Genomic DNA, 18,668 nt, shown 5'->3' on the forward strand with positions numbered 1-18,668 from the left:
TTAAAAAGGAGAAAGTCTTATTTTATTGAAAATTGAGATATTAAGCAATATTCCTATTGCTATTAAATTCACCATTAAAGAACTTCCACCAAAACTTACAAATGGAAATGGAGTACCTGTAAGAGGAAATAGTCCCGTAATACCACCTAAATTTACAACTGATTGCATACCAATCATACATCCTATACCAATTGCTATAAAACTGCCGAATGGATCTACACATAATTGTGCAATTTTTAAGGAGCGAAGTACTATAGTCAAAACTCCAACCAATAGAATAAATACACCAATAAATCCTAGTTCTTCAGAAACTATTGCCATTATAAAATCAGTGTGTGGTTCTGGAAGATAACCTGTTTTTTGTATGCTATTTCCAAATCCACGACCAGTGATTCCTCCAGAGCCCATGGCAATAAAAGAGTTTACAAGCTGGTATCCATTTCCTCGCGCATCAAGAAAGGGATTGAAAATCGTAGTAATACGTGTCTTTTGAACTTCTGATAAACTATATTGAATCAAATAATATAAAATAGGTAACCATAAAATAGAACCGATGGTAGTTCTTTTGATTAGTAGATTTATATTTATTCCTGAACAAAGAAATATGCTAAAACTTATACCTAATATTAAAAGTGCAGATCCTAAATTTGGTTGTTTAAAGATAAGAAAAAAAATTGTAGCTAAAAAAAATAAAAGTTTTCCGATACCACTCCAGTTATTTTTAGCTTGTTCTTGTCGCAATGCAAAAAAACGGGCTGTTACAAGGATTGTTCCTAACTTAAGAAATTCAGCTGGCTGTATTCCAAAGATCCATGATTGAGCATTATTTACCACTTTTCCTTTCCATAAAACCATAATTAATAAAAAAATCCCCCCAACCATAATACAGATTGAGACTATTCGTTTTTTCCATATTTCATATGGGAGTAAAGCACAAATTATTAATCCTATTGTTCCTAAAAGTAGCTTTGTTAATTGAGAATCAACAAAATGTCTACTGTTATAACCGTAATGTTGAACAGCGACAATGGAGCTTGCACTATACATCATGATAATACCTAAAGTACATGTTATGAATAGAGGAAGGAGCAATAGATAATCGAGTTTTAATATTTTTTTCATTTTAATATCCTCCTGATTTAAAACAAAACATAATATTACATTTGCTAATGAATAAAATCTTGTTCTCGTTAATTACTAAATATGACTTTTGTTTAGGAAGATTCTATCGCTTATTCCCTGTTTTTTACGCAAAAATCCCCCTAGTATGTAACTAGAGGGATTCAAAATGGCATGACTAAATAAGGCTTTTTTCCCTCTAGTAGAGCTTTGGCACTATACAACGTAAAGTAATGAAAATTCATTACTTAGCTATCTTAAGAAGAGCCTTAATCCGACAATTCCTGTTCTACCCATTGGCGTCTTTCGACATTTTTGGGCAATAGCCTGTGTTTGCATAGGAGCCTCACCTAACAGGTTAAGCAATATAAATTTTATGTGTTTGTTTCGTGTAGCAAGCATAAATATATTTTTTTTGCTTGTCAAGCAACCATATTGCTAATTTTATTTGTTTTATTGCTTTATAGTCCTTTGAGAAATGATATAAAAAAATGTCTGTAATCATTCTGTATAAGTACATATTTTTGACTTGTAGTGTATCGTTTGATTAAGTAGTTTAACCATATAAATTTGATAAACAGTAAAGAAGATTTTAATCATAAAAGAAGATTTTTTTGTGAATGTTCTTTTGATATACAGAATGACTAATTATTCATCTTTTGTTATAAAGTTGGAATTTGATTAAAAACAATAAGTTTCATATGTTTTATTACGTTTCTTCGAATTAAATCTATTTGAATTCTATGTTTTTTAAGGGGGATTTTAAATTTATAATAAAATATAATTTCATTTTCTATAAAAGATTTTTTTATGAATGGAATTGAAAGTCAGTTGACAAATATTAAATTCTGGTTTAAATTTTGAAGTAATTCAATAAACTTTGTTAGGTGAGGCTCCTGTATAGAGAAACGCTGCTGCCCAAAAATGTCGAGAGACGCCAATGGGTCAACAGGAACGGTCGGATTAAGGCCCTTCTTAATGTAGCTGGTTATAAAAACCTATGCTATACAGTGCTAAAACTCAACGAGGGAGTGGTATACGATTTGATAGAAAGGCACCTCTGTGATTTCGGCAGAGCTGTCTTAATAATCATTTATTTGTATTGTGAAAAAACCTTTACTCCTTTTTGAGTAAAGGTTTTTCTGTTTAATGTTATTTATTTTTATCTTGTCTATATTCAAAAAGGAGGTAATTCTAACTAATGAATTGATTGCAATGTAACTATTATTGCTCTAATAAAAAATTTAAGACAGATAAAATAAAACAAAACCACTCATGAAACTCTAGAGTCTCTCTTAGCAATATGAGGAGGAGTTAACATGAAGAAATTATTAAAGGAATTACTTATAACCAAAAATAACTTGGATGCAGAGAAAGTTTTACGTCTTCCGTCGTATGATATTGCGCAAGAAGTAAAACAGTTTTCAATTGAAGATCAAGTCATATTACTAAATACGATTCCTGTATTAAAAAGCTCTAAAGTTCTTCAATATATGAGTGCAGAAGAAAAGTATAATATCTTAATTCACTTATCTGAAAATAAAGCTAAAAAGTTACTAAATTTACAACCGATTGATGAATTAGTAGATTTACTTCTAGCGGTTCATCCGGAAAAACAGGCTAAATTAATGGCGTATCTAGATAAAATTACAAAACATAACGTAAAAAAATTAATGACTTTCAAACCTGAAACGGCAGGAAGTCTTGTTACAAGTGATTTTGTTGCAGTTAGAGGAAATTGGTCAGTAAAAATGACATTGAAGTATATTAGGGAACACTCTGAAAATGTAGAATCAATATCTTATAGTTATGTTCTTGATAGTTATGGTTATCTTGAGGGAATCGTTTCCATACATGAGTTATTACTAGCAGCAGATGAAGAGATATTATCTACTATCATGATGCAAGAGGTAATTTCAGTACACGCTGAAGTTGACCAACAAGAAGTTGTAAAAAAGCTACTGAATTATAATTTAGCAGCAATACCTGTCACAACAGCAAATAATAAAATGATTGGTATTATAACATTTGATGACGTAATGAATGTTATGGAAGCAGAAGCTACAGAAGATATTCAAAAGTTAGGCGGAAGTGAACCATTGAATCAATCTTACTTTGAAGCTAGTATTTGGAGCATTTTCCTAAAACGTCTACCATGGTTATTACTTCTTTTTGTTGCTGAGGCATATACAGGTACAGTATTAAAGTATTTTGAAGACGAAATTGAAACTGTAGTTGCCCTTGCTTTCTTTGTTCCATTATTAGTAGGTACTGGAGGGAATACAGGAACACAGGTTGTAGCAACAATTACTCGTGCAATTGGTATTGGAGAGTTGAAATTTAAAGACATTTTCCGTGTAATGAAAAAAGAATTTGCAATTGGTATGCTTCTAGGACTTGCACTTGGGATAGCTGGGCTCATTCGTGCTTATATGTTAGGAGTTGGAACAGAAGTTGCGCAAGTTGTAGCAATTACTTTATTATTTATTGTTATTTGGGCTTCTCTTGTAGCAGCTGTTTTACCTTTAATTCTAAGAAAATTAAAACTAGATCCTGCAGTTGTTTCAGGTCCATTTATTACAACATTTGTTGACGGAACAGGATTAATAATTTACTTCATGGTTGCAAAAACGTTATTAAATTTATAAATATACACTGAAAAAACGAAATCTGGAATAAGTATGTTGCCTTAATTGCTAAAACATAGTGGGGAATTCAGGCATGAGGAAATCAAACACTTTTGTCTTTAGATAAATAATATTTTAATGGATTTATTGAATGTAATGAATGCTGGAGGATAAAACTATGAAACATCTAAGAAAAATCTTCAAACGAATTTTGCTTCTATTTTCTATTTTAATGATTATTGGCGTAGGAATACTATTTGGAACTAGCTATGGCCGAGAGCTTCGTATAACAATCGCTGGGAGTATATTAACTTCTCAGCATCCACAATATGCGAAATATACATTCCTATCCCAAAAGGAACTAGATAAACTGCAAGATAGAATTAATCATCCAAAATGGTCAAACAGTGATGAGCATATTTATAAAAAAATAGTAGGAAAAAGATTAGAAGAATTAAAAAATCAGCCATTAGAAATTGATGTAGAAACGATTAAAAGTAATAAAGATAGTCGCTTTCTTTTCGAAGGAAAGTTAGTCACAATTAGTAATCCTTTCAATGTTAAACTTGTTAGCCATCAAGGAACACAGGGTGCTAACAGGGGAGAAAAAATTAGTGTAATGGCAAAACGTAATCATGCACTTGTTGCTGTGAATGCAAGTGGATTTGCTGATGAAACAGGAAGGGGTGGAGGAAATGTTGCTACTGGAATTGTGATAGAAAATGGGAAAGCTATTGATACAAATATGGATAGAAATGCCCCTACAATTATTACGTGATTAACAAAGTTTGGTCAAATGATAACAGGAAATTATTCTACCCATCAACTGTTGGATAAACAAGTCGTTTCCGCAGCTGGATTTATGCCACAGTTAATTGTAAATGGAGAAAAAATGATTACAGAAGGAGATGGCGGTTGGGGGTCGGCTCCAAGAAGTATTATGGCCCAAAAAGAAGATGGTACAATTATGTTTCTAGTTATTGACGGTAGACAGACACATAGTATAGGAGCTACGTTGAAAGAGTGTCAAGATATTCTATATGAAAAAGGAGCTATAAATGCAATGGCAATGGATGGAGGTTCTTCTGCTACGCTATATTTAGGAGGAAAGGTTATAAATTCACCGTCTACATTATCCCATGAAGATCGTTATTTACCGAACGCTTGGGTGGTAACAGCAAACCAAAAACAAAAAATAAAGATGACAATTGATGGGAGAAAAATAGATACCAAAACATCAGATGAATTTGATGCGAACATTTCAACGAATTTATGAATTATTAAAAATAGAACAAATACATGATTTTTATCCCGTTAGTTAGAAAATTGAAATTATTTTTAAAAACTAGAAATTCTTATTTCATATTCATGATTTGCACAATATCAAACGAGAGTGATGAGGATTCCAAATTTACGGAATTCTTATCACTCTTTTTTAGTTTTTTGTAAATATGGAACAATATCATTACTTTCACTGTCTATTAAGCGTTAAAACATTTTTTATTAAATAAATTAAGAAAGAAATCATCATTTTTAACTAAGGGAGAAGATTGAATTGAAAAAATTATGGATGCTGCTTTTCGTTTGTTTCGCGGTTATGTTGGTAGGCTGTAATAAAAACGAACCGCCAAAACAAGCATTTGAAGAATATATCAATTTATGGAATGATAAAAAATTTGCAAATATGTATGAGCATTTATCAGATCATGCAAAAAAATCGATTTCTAAAAAAGAATTCACAGAAAAATATCAAAAAATCTATGAGGGGATTGGAGCTAATAATTTAAAAGTTAAAATGAAAGGAGAGAATACGAAAGATAAAGAGCTTTTTCTTTTTGAAGTTAAGATGGATACGGATGTAGGACCAGTTTCATTCATCCATGAGGCAAAACTTGTGAAAGATAAAGAGTCTTGGAAAATAGATTGGACGCCAGACTTCATCTTCCCAGGTATGAAAAAAGATTACAAAGTACGTATGCAAGTAGAGCAAGGAAAACGCGGGGAAATATATGATCGAAATGGAAAAGGGCTTGCAACGAATGGTAAAGCGACTGAGGTTGGAATTATTCCAGAGAAACTAGGCGAAACAGCAGCGCAAACGAAAGAAATAGTAGCACAATTACTTGATATGTCTATAGAAGAGGTCGAACAAAAGCTCACAGCGAAATGGATAAAACCAGACTCCTTTGTACCAATTGGCATTTTAAAAGAGGGAACCAGACAGAATGATTATATTGAATTAGAAGGAGTTTCATCTCGCCCAGTAAATATTCGTACGTATCCATTAGGTGAAGCAGCGGCACACTTAACTGGATATATAGGAAAGGTGAATGCGGAGGAGTTAAAATCACTTCAAAAACAAGGTTATCAAGCAGATGATTTAGTAGGTAAGACCGGTTTAGAGAAAGTGTTAGAAAATAAATTGCGTGGTGAAAAGGGTGGACGCGTATTTATAGAAGATGAGAAGGGGAAAGAGATTAAAAACGTAGCAAAAAAAGAAGCAAAAGAAGGAGAAAATGTTACGTTAACAATTGATGCTGCAATTCAAGAAAAAATCTTTAATGAGATGAAAACTGAAGCAGGATCTAGTGCAGCGGTCAATCCTAAAACGGGTGAAACAATCGCACTTGTAAGTAGCCCTGCTTATAATCCAAATATTATAGTTAGAGGAGCATCGAAAGCCCAACGAGAAGTATGGAGTAACGACTCGAAACTACCAATGATGAATCGCTTCACACAAGCATTTGTACCAGGTTCCGTATTTAAAACGATTACAGGTGCAATTGGTTTGGAAACAAACACAATAAATCCGAAGGAAGAATTTAAAATTCAAGGATTGAAGTGGACAAAAGATTCATCTTGGGGAAATTACTATGTAACGCGTGTGAAGGATGCAAGTCCAATTGATTTTGATAAGGCAATGAAGTACTCTGATAATATTTATTTTGCTCAACAAGCTTTGAAAATGGGAAAAGATCAGTATGTAAATGAATTTAAAAAGTACGGATTTCATGAAAAATTACCAATTGAATACGAACTTCCTATTTCAATCATTGCAAAAGATGGGATAAAAAATGATATTCAACTAGCAGACACGGGTTATGGACAAGGACAAGTATTAATGACGCCACTTCATTTAGCATTAACATATGCACCGATTGTGAATGAAGGGAATATTCCGTCGTCACACCTTTTAAAAGAAGCAAAAGTAGCGGGGAATTGGAAAGAAAATGTGATTTCTAAAAAGAATCAAGAGATATTAAAGAGTGCATTAATTAAAGTCATTAATGACCCTGATGGCGCAGGGAGAATTGCACAGGTTGATGGTGTGACACTTGCTGGTAAAACTGGTACAGCAGAACTGAAAGAGTCGAAAGAAGCAGACGGAAAAGAACTGGGATGGTTCGCAGCTTTCGATGCAAATGCGCCAGACATGATTGTTACAATGATGATTGAAGATGTAAAAGGAAGAGGAGGAAGTAACGTTCCAGGTGAAAAAATAAAACATGTATTTCAGAAATAATACTTAATTATAAGGTGAATTTTTTCACTACATTTATTATATGTTTGCTTCACTCAAAGATATAAATTCGGGGAAATATAGAACAATTAAATTTCAAAAAAGCATTCTTTCTAGTCGAGAATGCTTTTTTGCTGCGACTCTAGAAAGTTAATACCTTATCTTAATTTTCATTTCTGAAAAGTTGGCATTGCTAATGGTAAATAGAAGAGTATAGCAAATTGAAATGGATAAGTGGAGTGTTACGTTAAATTTAAAAAATAGATTACTGTAAGTGGATTTTTATCATTGTATGCTTTACTGGTTTTTTAGTAGTATTATTCTGCCTGAAAAAAGATAAACAATGGAACAAATGAAACTTGTATCTTGTCTATATATTGAAACCATAATAAAAGTGAGGGCAGTTTTATGTTTATTCAAATAAGTTTGAGGTGTGGAAATGGAACAGACGTTTATTGAAAAGTGTAATCATGATGAGCTGGACTATGTTATAAAAGACTATTGGCAAGATGTATGGAATTATTCATTTATTATTACGAAAGATCCACACTTATCAGATGATATCACGCAAGATGTATTTATAAAGGTGTTTAAAAATTGGAATTCATTTCGAAAGGAGTCATCTGTTAAAACGTGGATATTAAAAATCACAAGAAATACGGCAATAAACTATTTGAAATCCTCCTATTTTAAAAGGATATCTTTAATAGGATTTTTTAGTGACGATAAGCAATCCTTGTCAGCAGAACAAGAATTTTTTAAGCAAGAAGAAATGAATGATGTGTGGAAGGTTGTATTAAAACTACCTAAAAAGCACCGTGAAATAATTATATTGGACGCAAAATATGAATTATCTTATGAAGAAATGGCTGAAACATTAGGAGTATCCGTTGGAACTGTAAAATCAAGATTAAGTAGAGCGAGAAGTAAGGTTTCAAAATTAATAGGGGAGGGTAGTAGTGATGAACAATAAACAAAATCCTGACTGGTATAGAAAAATAAAAAAAGGCCCAATGGAGAATCGTAAAGATGAAGAAGAATTTATTTCTAAAATAAAGCAGTCTATATACGAAAATAATGAAGTGGATTTTGTAAAACATAAAAAACCATTTCGTAAAAAAGCATTACCTATTGTAGTTGTTTTGGTTTGTACGATGTTATTTTTCATTGTTCAACAACCTTGGCTTGATGATAATAAATCACCGGTACAAAGTAGTACTCAAATTAAGCCTAAAACAAAAGATGAGTCTGCTCAAGATCCATCATTAAAACAATTTATGAATGAACTATATCAAAGTACGAACTCCAAAAATGAAAATGACTTGTACAAAGCGTTAAATGATGAAGTTCTATTTAAAGGGAAGAGTTATAAGAAGGATGAACTGAAGTTTGATGAAGATATCTTTCATGAGTTGCAAGTCGCCCTTACAATGGGAGGAGAGTTTGCAAAAGATACAAAGCAAGTATATAAAGTACCAAGTGGATTGACAGAAAGTAACCAACCAAACCAAGCGCATTTTATATATGCAACTGTTACTGGAAATAAAACGAAAATTTTAGCTGAACCAAAACGAGAATCACAAGTTTTATATGAAGTATCTAATGAAATGGTAAAAGCTTGGATTCCAGAAAAAGTACAGAATAATGGATATATAAAAGTTTCGACAATTAACGGTAATACTGGATATGTACAGAAAGAGTATGTTTTAACTGATATTAAATATTCATTTATGTTCGAAAAGAATAATGAAGGTATATGGAAAATAATAAATATAGATTCTATATGGTAAAAGAGGAAGGTTCATTAAAGTGAACCTTCCTCTTTATTTTTATTTTCTTTTTGAAGAGTATTCCAGTACTCTAAAATTTCTGATGTAACGAGAGCGGCAATGTTTTTTTCTGAATTACTACCAGGGATAACGACAGAAACGGCAATTTGTGGATCTTCCGTAGGAGCATACGCAATGAAAAGAGAGTGATTTATCATTCTTGCTTGTTCATTTGGAAAACCTGTAATACCTGTTTTACCTGCGACGTCAAAGGGCAACTTTTTAATTTCCTCTATATTTTGACTCATCCCACCTTGCACGACACTCCAAAAGTTCATCGGGTAACGATTTGAACTTTCTAAAATGGGTTTAAACTTTTTGGTTTCCTTACCATCTTGACCAATAATCGCACTTACGATTTGAGGTTTATATTTGTCGCCTTTACTTGCCAAAGTTGCTGCATATTGAGCGAGTTGAAGAGGAGTATGCACTTCATTTCCTCCCCAAGAGGCATTTAATAAAGCTGAAATCCCATTTTCAAATTTATTAGATGGATGGAATTCATATTGTCCGTCTTCTTCAAAGGGTAAATCAATCCCAGTTTTAGAACGTAGGCCGAATTGCATTAAATAATCTGTCCATATATGTGCCACTTTTTCTATATTTCCATTATTTTGGTTGAATAAGGGCAGAGCTACTTTTGCTGTCATAAATGTGTTAGATGAATTAATGATAGCCTGCCGCGGTGTAATCTCCCCTGTTGGTGTTCCAGGCGCATTCGTAATGTTATTTTGATTATCATACTGAAAAGTACCTTTATCTAAATAAGTATCTTCGGGTTGGAATAGCTTTTCGTTTAATCCAATTAAAATAGTGAGTGGTTTTATAGTAGAAGCCATATTTACATAAGATTCACCATACTTTAATTTTTGAATTGCTTTATTTTGCGAAAGAGATTTAATGTTTTCTTTTCTAGAAGATACATGTGTATTTAATATATTTGGATCAAAAACTACCGAGTTGGCCATAGTTAAAATTGCGCCGGTTTTCGCATCGCTCACTACAGCATAACCAGCTTTAGCATCAGGTGTTTTCTTAATTTGAGATTTTAATGCTTCTTCTGCCTTTTGCTGCAACTCAGAGTCTAAAGCTAGCCGCACGTCTTTTCCTTTTTGTACTTTTTGAATGTTCCATAAGAACTTTTTATTATTCAATTTAAAAATAAGAGTTTTGCCTGGTTTTCCTTTTAAATCATTTTCATATTGCAGCTCAATCCCGCTTTTTCCAACAGCCATATGCTTTGAATTAAGGTCATTTTCTACATACCCAATTACTTGTGAACCAATTTCGTGTTTAGGGTAATATCGAATCCATTCATCTTTAATTATTACATTATTGGGTTTGTTTTTGTTTATGAATGCAAGTTCATTCTCATTTATATCAGAGTATAACGGTATATCATTCATAGTCTTCTTTTTACAAGATTGTTGTAATTGAGATTTTATGTTCTCTGTAGAAATATCGTGTTGAAACTCGCTTGAAAATTGGTTGAAAAAAGCTAATGTGTTTGATGTATCTTGTTTCGATAGCTTTTCCTCATTAGAAGTGCAATATAGAGACTTAACTTTCTTATTTGTAGCTAGCATTACACCATTTTTATCAAAAATCTTTCCTCTTTCAGCTGAAGAAGTTGCGATAGTAATTGAAATGAAGTTGATTTTTAATAAAATTAGTAAAATCAAACCTACAATAGAAAGAACCGCAAAAAATCTCCATCTTCTTGTATGTAACATATAACCCTCCCTTATGTAGCCTATTTCATCTTATATTTAATTATTTTTTTTGTAAATGTGGAACAACTTTATTGTTTAGGTTGTCTATTAAGTATTACAGCATGAAGAAAGGAATAATTAGCATGAAAATTTACTAGCAAGTTTATATGTAAGATTAATAAGAGTCATTATACAGTTTAGCACTTCTAATGCAAGTGGCAAAAAAAATAGAGAGAAAACAAGAAGGGGGAGTTATTAATTCCGTAGCTAAACGAAAAGGAATGGTTGCGTACAAGGGTTAAGCAAAAAATTGAGGCGATATTTATAACCGATTATCGGTATCTAATATATAAGGAATGCTTTTAGTATTTGTAGCAATTCCTGAAAGGGTTAAATGGAGGATTTATGAAAGAACAAAAAGGCAAGAAGCAGAAGACATATATATCTATTCGATTAAATATAATGTTCCTTTGCATATTTGTACTATTCTCAGCTATTATTATGCAGCTAGGAAAGGTACAAATCGTTGAGGGAGAGGCTTATAAGAACCAAGTGGAAAGTAGTCAAAATGCAATAACTAGTATTCCAGTTCCACGTGGACAAATTTTAGATCGAGAAGGGAAAACAGTTGTTAATAATAAATCTCTTCGCACAATTACGTATACAAGGGTGAAGGGAATTACGAGTGAAGATATTTTAAAAACAGCAAATGACTTGGCGAAAGTACTTGAAATGCCTGAACAAGATATAAATAAATTAACAGATATCGATAAAAAAGATTTTTGGATGCAGTTGAATTCGAAACGTGCGGAGACAAAGATTACTAAGAAAGATATAGAAAAGTTTAAAGAAAAGGGTATAGAGGGGAAAGAGTTAGATAAAAAAATAGAAGACTTAAGAAGAGGTCGCGTTACAGAGGTAGAATTAGCAGAATTAACAGCACAAGATTTAAAGGTGTTAGCTATTAAAAGTAAAATGAGTTCAGGTTATCAACTAACACCACAAATTATTAAAAAAGATGTAACAGATGAAGAGTATGCGCGGATAAGTGAAAACCTTGCGAATTTTCCAGGAGTAGATGCAACTGTTGATTGGGAACGTAATTATGTAAATGGTAATTTATTTCGTTCTGTATTAGGAAATATTACGAGTAGTGAAGAAGGATTACCGAAAGAAAATTTAGATTCTTATTTAGTACGTGGATATAACCGTAATGATCGTGTTGGAAAAAGTTATATTGAACAACGATATGAAGATGTATTACACGGCACAAAAGAAGAAGTGAAAAATATTACTGATAAATCAGGAAACATTGTTAGCACAGAAATAATCTCTAAAGGAAAAAGTGGTAATAGTTTAACATTAACGATTGATATGGAATTACAAAAGAAAGTGGAAGAAAGTATAGAGAAAAACTTGAGAGCTTTTAAGAGTTCAGAGCCACTGCTCGATCGAGCTTTTGTTGTCATGACGAATCCAAATAACGGACAAATTTTATCAATGGCAGGCAAAAAGATTGTAGAAAAAGAAGGAAGAAGAGAGGTTGAGGATTTGGCATTAGGTAACATGACAACTTCGTATGAGCTAGGGTCAGCTGTAAAAGGTGCTACTTTATTAACTGGATATGAGACAGGGGCAATACATCCAGGAGATCAATTTTATGACGCGCCGATGAAATTTAAAGGTACACAAGCTAAGAAATCGTGGAATGTATCCGGATTTGGTAATATTAATGATTTACGGGCTTTACAAGTATCTTCGAATGTATACATGTTCCAGACAGCTTTAAAAATTGCGGGAGTCAATTACGTACCAAATGGCTCATTGGATATTAAACAAGGAGCATTTGATACGATGCGCTATTATTTCAAGCAATTTGGTTTAGGTGTCCCAACAGGTATTGATTTACCGAATGAAATAATTGGGCAAACGAGAAAAGTAGATAGTCAACCTGGGTTTTTACTAGATTTTTCTATCGGTCAGTATGATACGTATACGCCGTTGCAATTAGCGCAATATATTTCAACGATTGCGAATGGTGGTTATAGAATGCAACCTCAAATTGTACAAGAAATACGAGAACAATCAATAAAAGAAGAGGTTGGCAAAGTTATACGTTCCATAGAGCCTGTCGTATTAAATCGAATTGATATGAAGAAAGAACATATTGATCGGATAAAAGAAGGGTTTAGATGGGTATTCCAAGAAGGTGATGGAACTGGCGTGAAATATTTCAAAAACGCGCCATATAAACCAGCAGGAAAGACAGGAACAGCCCAAACTGTATATGGTGGAGATGACCCGATTGGTAGAAATGCAAAAGGAGAACGTATGGAATGTTACAACTTAACGTTAGTTGGATATGCTCCATATGATAATCCAGAAGTAGCATTTTCCGTAGTAGTTCCATGGCTTCATGATGATAAAAATGGAATTAATTCTATAATTGGAAAGGAAGTATTAGATGTATACTTTGATTTAAAACAGCAACGTATACATGGTGAAGCTACTAGTACAGGTAGTTCTAAGCAAAATTAGAGTACTTTTCTCAGGGAAGAGACCCTGTTCATATAAAGCCATTTATAAGTAAAAAAATGAAATATGAAATAAGAGATAGAGGCGTCGTAGCTACTATCTCTTATTTTGTTAATAACTCTCATACTAGCTATAAATTTTTTCAGTTTATGGAACAAATTTGGTTCGGTGATTGTCTATTATGTGTACGTATAAAAAGGTGCTAAAAATTTGGAAGGAATGATGATTTTGAAAAATAAGAGGATGCTAAAAATAGGAATATGCGTTGGTATATTAGGTTTAAGTATTACAAGCCTAGAAGCTTTTACAGGAGGGGCACTGCAAGTTGAAGCGAAAGAAAAGACTGGACAAGTGAAACATAAAAATCAGGCGACGCATAAAGAGTTCTCACAACTTGAGAAAAAATTTGATGCTCGAGTAGGTGTATATGCGATTGATACTGGTACAAATCAAACAATCTCTTATCGATCTAACGAAAGATTTGCCTTCGCATCAACCTACAAGGCTTTAGCAGCAGGAGTATTACTACAGCAAAACTCAATTGATACATTAAATGAAGTAATCACATTTACGAAAGAAGACTTAGTGGATTATTCACCTGTTACAGAGAAACATGTAGATACTGGAATGAAACTAGGAGAAATTGCTGAGGCTGCTGTTCGTTCAAGTGATAATACTGCAGGGAACATTTTATTTAATAAAATAGGCGGACCTAAAGGATATGAAAAAGCGCTTAGGCAGATTGGGGATCGGATCACTATGTCTGATCGCTTTGAAACAGAATTAAACGAAGCTATTCCAGGAGACATTCGTGACACTAGTACAGCGAAAGCAATTGCTACGAATCTTAAAGCTTTTACGGTCGGAAATGTACTTCCAGCTGAAAAACGTAAAATTCTTACAGAGTGGATGAAAGGAAATGCTACAGGGGACAAACTTATTCGTGCAGGCGTACCAACTGACTGGGTAGTTGGAGATAAATCAGGTGCTGGCAGTTACGGGACAAGAAATGATATTGCTATCGTTTGGCCTCCAAATAGGGCACCAATTATCATCGCAATTTTATCTAGTAAAAATGAGAAAGAGGCTACCTATGATAATCAACTCATTGCAGAGGCAACTAAAGTTATAGTTAAGGCTCTTAGGTAATAGTATTTTAGTTTTCGCATTTTTAACATAAAATTATTAAAAGTATAAAGTTAGAAAACGACTCTTTTCTTGTGATAAGAGTCGTTTTTGTATTCTTATTATTAAAAAGGTAAAAGTAAAAATATAACGAATATATATGACATATCTCATACGAAATTTCATGTACTGCATTATTTTATTAACTTAAATAAATTTCAAGAAAGTATAATATTATTCAGTTAGCATATAGAAGTGTTTGATGAGAATGTAAAGGAGAAAATATGAAAAAGAAAATTAATAGAATTGTAATGATTATTTGTATATTAGTAGGTTTTACAATCTTTTTATATTTACAGAACAATTTAATAAGTATAACCGAGGTTAAAATAACTTCTAGTAAAATCCCCTCCTCTTTTAAAGGGTATAAAATTCTACAAATTTCAGACTTACACAATAAAAAATTTGGCGATAATCAAGATGTGTTAATTCAAAAAATAAAAAGTATAGACCCAGATATTATTACGATTACGGGTGATTTAATTGACAGTAAATCATACGATGCAGAAGTTAGTATGCAATTAATACGAGAAATGGTAAAGAAGTATCCTGTATATTTTGTGACAGGAAACCATGAACAATGGTCTGGAAAGTATAACAGTTTAGAAAAAGAGTTGAAGAAATATGGTGTCAATATTTTAAGAAATGAACATGTAGGCATTCGAAAGGGTGAGCAAGAGATAAACTTGCTAGGTATTGATGATCCAGAGTTTGGTACTGGAAACCGTGATGAAGGAAATATTATAATAGATGAAATTAAAAAAGCAAAAATTGAAATGCAGCCAGATAGATATAATGTATTATTATCCCATAGGCCTGAATTTATAAAGGAATATACGAATGAGAGGTTGGATTTGGTTTTATCGGGACATGCTCATGGAGGACAAGTTAGATTGCCATTTATCGGTGGATTAGTTGCTCCAAATCAAGGTGTTTTACCTAAATATACAGCAGGTTTATATGTAGAACAAAATACATCAATGGTAGTGAGTAGAGGATTAGGAAATAGTATCATTCCGCAAAGAATTTTGAATAGGCCAGAGATTGTAGTCGTGCAGTTAAATTAAGCTGTACGATTTTTTTATACAAAAGTGAGTAAAGAGATTTTATGTATTTTGCAGGAGTTAACATTACAATTTTGTTAAAAATTTTCTACGTTACATAAAGTAACAAAATTTGACCCTGATTGTTTGTTATAGTGTAAATAATCAAAAAACTTAAAATTTGTCGAGTGAAAATTGTGATAAGTAATTCATGTAAAAAACTTAAAGGGGTGTACACATGCATAAAGAATATGAAATTGAAGAATACACGGCGATTGAGGAACAAATACATTATTATTGTAAATGTTTATTAGTAAGTCATCCTGATCAAATAATAAAGTATTTAGAAAAAAGGTTAGAAAAATATGCAGAAACATTACAATATGCACATTTATATCCTGACACAGTTATTTTACCGTTACAGCAATTAGTTATTGAATATTCTTTAGATGTTGCTAGAATTCGGAAGTATATGAATTTAAAAACGTAAAGTGAAATTTATAGTTTAAATGAAACAGAGTCGACTTTAGGAAATGAAATTCTAATGTCGACTCTGTTTCATTGTTTAATATCGTTGATTAAACATACATACTAATCAATGAAGTTTGACATATAATTAAGCAAGGGTAAAATAAAAGTGAGTACTCACTCATTTTATTGGAAAAGGAGGATGAAACGTGCAACAACCTTCAATTATTTTACGGACTGTATCAAAAAGTTTTGGAAAAAAAGAAGTGTTACACAATCTTTCATTGCAAGTTGAAAAAGCAGAAATTTTTGGTTTTGTTGGACCTTCTGGATCGGGGAAAACAACGCTCATTAAAATGATTGCAGGTATTAATGAGGCAACGAAAGGTGAAGTGCTTGTTAATAATACTAATATGCCTAATTTAAATGAAATGAAAAGAATTGGTTATATGGCTCAGGCGGATGCATTATACGAAGAATTGTCAGCATATGAAAATGCAGATTTTATAGCAACGATGTATGGACTAAAGGGAAAACGTAAAAAGACAAGAATTGCAGAGGTTTTTGAACTTGTACAATTGTCTCAGTATATGAAAAAGCAAGTACAACAATTTTCAGGTGGAATGAAAAAACGCTTATCATTAGCAATAGCGCTCCTTCACGAACCAGAAATATTAATTTTAGATGAGCCTACAGTGGGGATAGATCCGCTTCTTAGAAAAACGATTTGGGAAAAATTTTATGATCTTAAAAAGAAAGGCACAACGATTATTGTAACGACGCACATTATGGATGAAGCTGAATTTTGTGAGCGTCTAGGGTTAATTAGAGAAGGGAAACTAGTTGCGGTTGGAACAACTGAAGAATTGAAAAAACGCGTGTCATCTGGACGGATTGAAGATGTCTTTTTGCTAGAAGAGGTGGTGCCATCATGAGAGTTACTGGTGTAATTATACGTATTATTCGTCAATTTTTTCGAGATAAGCGTTCGTTAGCAATGATGTTTGGAGCACCGATGTTATTACTTTGGCTTTTGTCACTAGTGTTTACACAGAAAGACTATATACCGCAAATTGCTGTTGTTGATATGCCCGCTCAAATAGTAAAAATGATGAAAAATCAAGAAGCGTCAATTTATGAATACAGTAAGGAAAAGGCGATTTCTGAGTTGGAAAAACAAAAGGTAGATGCAGTATTTCGTATAGAGAATGGAAAAATGAAACTTCTGTTGGAAGGTAGTGATTCGTCAAAAAATCGTGCTGTACTTCAAGTATTGCAAAAAAGCACAGAGAAGAATGATGTATCGATTATGAAACCTGAAGTAAATTATTTACATGGCTCTAAAGACTTTACGATGTTTGATGGGCTTGGTCCTGTATTAATTGGTTTCTTTACATTTTTCTTTGTATTTATATTATCAGGTGTATCTTTCGTAAGAGAACGTTTAAGTGGTACGCTAGAAAGGTTATTATCCACCCCAGTAAGAAGATGGGAAATAGTCGCAGGTTATATTATTGGTTTTGGAATCTTTGCCTTTATACAATCCATTATTATCGTAAGCTTTTCCGTTTATATTTTAGATTTATACGTAGCTGGCTCCATATGGCTAACGCTACTTATTACATGTATGCTCTCTTTAACTGCACTAACATTAGGTACGTTTTTATCGGCATACGCAAATAATGAATTTCAAATGATTCAATTTATACCGCTTGTTATTGTGCCACAAATCTTCTTTTCTGGATTGTTTCCAATGGAATCTATGAATAAGTGGCTACAAATATTAGGGAAAGTATTTCCACTCACATACGGCGCTGACGCAATGAGACAAGTGATGATTCGGAATCAAAGGTTTACAGAGATTGCATTAGATCTTACTGTATTATTACTTTTTTCACTATTATTTGCAGTAGGAAATGTATTTGCTTTAAAGAAACATCGCAAAATATAATAATGACAAAAAGGAGCTTTATAAATGCAGAAGGATTGGCTGGAGGAATTAATAGCTGCAACTAATACGGATAAACGAAATGAACGTCAAATGCGAATATTAGAGGTGGCTGTTGATATGTTTGGAGAAAAAGGATACGCTTCAACTTCAACAAGTGAAATTGCAAAGCGTGCTGGTGTAGCGGAAGGAACCATCTTCCGCTACTATAAGACGAAAAAAGATTTATTACTAGCGGTCGTAATGCCAACTTTAACTAAGTTCGCTGCACCATTTTTCGTACAAACCTTTGCAAAAGAAATATTTAAATCAGAGTATGAATCATATGAAGGTCTTTTAAGGGTTGTAATTCATAATAGATTTAAATTTGCTCAAAAACACTTTCCTATGATAAAAATATTAATTCAAGAAGTACCATTTCAACCAGAACTAAAAAATGAAATACAGCAATTAATAGAAACAGAACTGTTTTCACATTTCAAAAAATTGATTGTGAAATTTCAAGAAGAAGGAGAGATTATTGAAATACCATCATCTTCCGTATTACGTCTTACTTTATCAGCTGTATTAGGTTTATTATTAACACGATTTTTATTATTGCCTGAAGAAAAATGGGATGATGAAGCGGAAATTGAAAATACGATTCAATTTATATTGTATGGATTAACTCCACGAATTTAAG

General features: G+C 32.6%; 13 protein-coding genes, 1 pseudogene and 2 riboswitches. Of the genes and pseudogenes, 12 read left to right on the forward strand and 2 right to left on the reverse strand.

Annotation, left to right across the window (positions count from 1 at the left end; genetic code table 11):
- Positions 1 to 1,122: an FtsW/RodA/SpoVE family cell cycle protein gene (locus ACTFN4_RS22980; protein ID WP_439962835.1), complete on the reverse strand. Its 1,122-nt coding sequence runs from the start codon at positions 1,120 to 1,122 to the stop codon at positions 1 to 3.
- A gap of 185 nt (positions 1,123 to 1,307) precedes the next feature.
- Positions 1,308 to 1,484: riboswitch (M-box (ykoK) riboswitch) on the reverse strand.
- Between the two features lie 507 nt (positions 1,485 to 1,991).
- Positions 1,992 to 2,157, forward strand: a riboswitch (M-box (ykoK) riboswitch).
- A 281-nt stretch (positions 2,158 to 2,438) separates the two neighbouring features.
- On the opposite strand from ACTFN4_RS22980, the gene mgtE reads away from it, so the two are divergent.
- The 5 genes and pseudogenes from mgtE to ACTFN4_RS23005 all read left to right on the forward strand — a co-directional run bounded on the left by mgtE (position 2,439) and on the right by ACTFN4_RS23005 (position 9,056).
- Positions 2,439 to 3,767: a magnesium transporter gene (mgtE, locus tag ACTFN4_RS22985; protein ID WP_439962836.1), complete on the forward strand. Its 1,329-nt coding sequence runs from the start codon at positions 2,439 to 2,441 to the stop codon at positions 3,765 to 3,767.
- 157 nt (positions 3,768 to 3,924) lie between these two features.
- Positions 3,925 to 5,022: pseudogene (locus ACTFN4_RS22990) on the forward strand (phosphodiester glycosidase family protein).
- Positions 5,023 to 5,301: 279 nt separating this feature from the next.
- Positions 5,302 to 7,269 carry a penicillin-binding transpeptidase domain-containing protein gene (locus tag ACTFN4_RS22995; RefSeq protein ID WP_439962837.1) on the forward strand — a complete coding sequence of 656 codons (1,968 nt, stop codon included), beginning with the start codon at positions 5,302 to 5,304 and terminating at the stop codon, positions 7,267 to 7,269.
- A 436-nt stretch (positions 7,270 to 7,705) separates the two neighbouring features.
- On the forward strand, positions 7,706 to 8,239 hold the full coding sequence (locus tag ACTFN4_RS23000) for an RNA polymerase sigma factor (RefSeq protein WP_142345292.1): 534 nt from the start codon (positions 7,706 to 7,708) through the stop codon (positions 8,237 to 8,239).
- Positions 8,229 to 9,056: an SH3 domain-containing protein gene (locus ACTFN4_RS23005; RefSeq protein WP_439962838.1), complete on the forward strand. Its 828-nt coding sequence runs from the start codon at positions 8,229 to 8,231 to the stop codon at positions 9,054 to 9,056. Before ACTFN4_RS23000 ends, ACTFN4_RS23005 begins: the two co-directional genes overlap by 11 nt.
- A 14-nt stretch (positions 9,057 to 9,070) precedes the next feature.
- Here ACTFN4_RS23005 and ACTFN4_RS23010 read toward each other — a convergent pair whose 3' ends face one another.
- A complete protein-coding gene (locus ACTFN4_RS23010; RefSeq protein ID WP_439962839.1) occupies positions 9,071 to 10,828 on the reverse strand; it encodes a peptidoglycan D,D-transpeptidase FtsI family protein in 1,758 nt (585 codons plus the stop codon).
- Between the two features lie 384 nt (positions 10,829 to 11,212).
- Between ACTFN4_RS23010 and ACTFN4_RS23015 the strand changes: the two genes are divergently transcribed.
- From ACTFN4_RS23015 to ACTFN4_RS23045, 7 genes are all read left to right on the forward strand, one after another.
- Positions 11,213 to 13,345, forward strand: a complete 2,133-nt coding sequence (locus ACTFN4_RS23015; RefSeq protein WP_439962840.1) for a peptidoglycan D,D-transpeptidase FtsI family protein — start codon at positions 11,213 to 11,215, stop codon at positions 13,343 to 13,345.
- Between the two features lie 219 nt (positions 13,346 to 13,564).
- Positions 13,565 to 14,491, forward strand: a complete 927-nt coding sequence (bla, locus tag ACTFN4_RS23020) for a class A beta-lactamase Bla1 (protein ID WP_439962911.1) — start codon at positions 13,565 to 13,567, stop codon at positions 14,489 to 14,491.
- 260 nt (positions 14,492 to 14,751) lie between these two features.
- Positions 14,752 to 15,594 (forward strand): metallophosphoesterase, encoded by an 843-nt coding sequence (locus ACTFN4_RS23025; RefSeq protein ID WP_000727194.1) that lies wholly within the window; start codon positions 14,752 to 14,754, stop codon positions 15,592 to 15,594.
- A gap of 214 nt (positions 15,595 to 15,808) precedes the next feature.
- The gene (locus ACTFN4_RS23030) at positions 15,809 to 16,060 is read left to right on the forward strand and encodes a hypothetical protein (RefSeq protein WP_000548621.1); all 252 of its coding nucleotides are present in this window, start codon (positions 15,809 to 15,811) and stop codon (positions 16,058 to 16,060) included.
- Between the two features lie 187 nt (positions 16,061 to 16,247).
- Complete coding sequence (locus ACTFN4_RS23035; protein WP_001187071.1) at positions 16,248 to 16,973, forward strand: ABC transporter ATP-binding protein; 726 nt, start codon at positions 16,248 to 16,250, stop codon at positions 16,971 to 16,973.
- Positions 16,970 to 17,989, forward strand: coding sequence for an ABC transporter permease (locus tag ACTFN4_RS23040; protein WP_439962841.1), 1,020 nt, complete (start codon positions 16,970 to 16,972; stop codon positions 17,987 to 17,989). Before ACTFN4_RS23035 ends, ACTFN4_RS23040 begins: the two co-directional genes overlap by 4 nt.
- Positions 17,990 to 18,013: 24 nt before the next feature.
- Positions 18,014 to 18,667, forward strand: coding sequence for a TetR/AcrR family transcriptional regulator (locus ACTFN4_RS23045; protein ID WP_439962842.1), 654 nt, complete (start codon positions 18,014 to 18,016; stop codon positions 18,665 to 18,667).
- Position 18,668: the final 1 nt, after the last annotated feature.

It is taken from the genome of Bacillus cereus group sp. MYBK95-2, from assembly GCF_051915225.1.
Taxonomy (GTDB): Bacteria; Bacillota; Bacilli; order Bacillales; family Bacillaceae_G; genus Bacillus_A; species Bacillus_A cereus.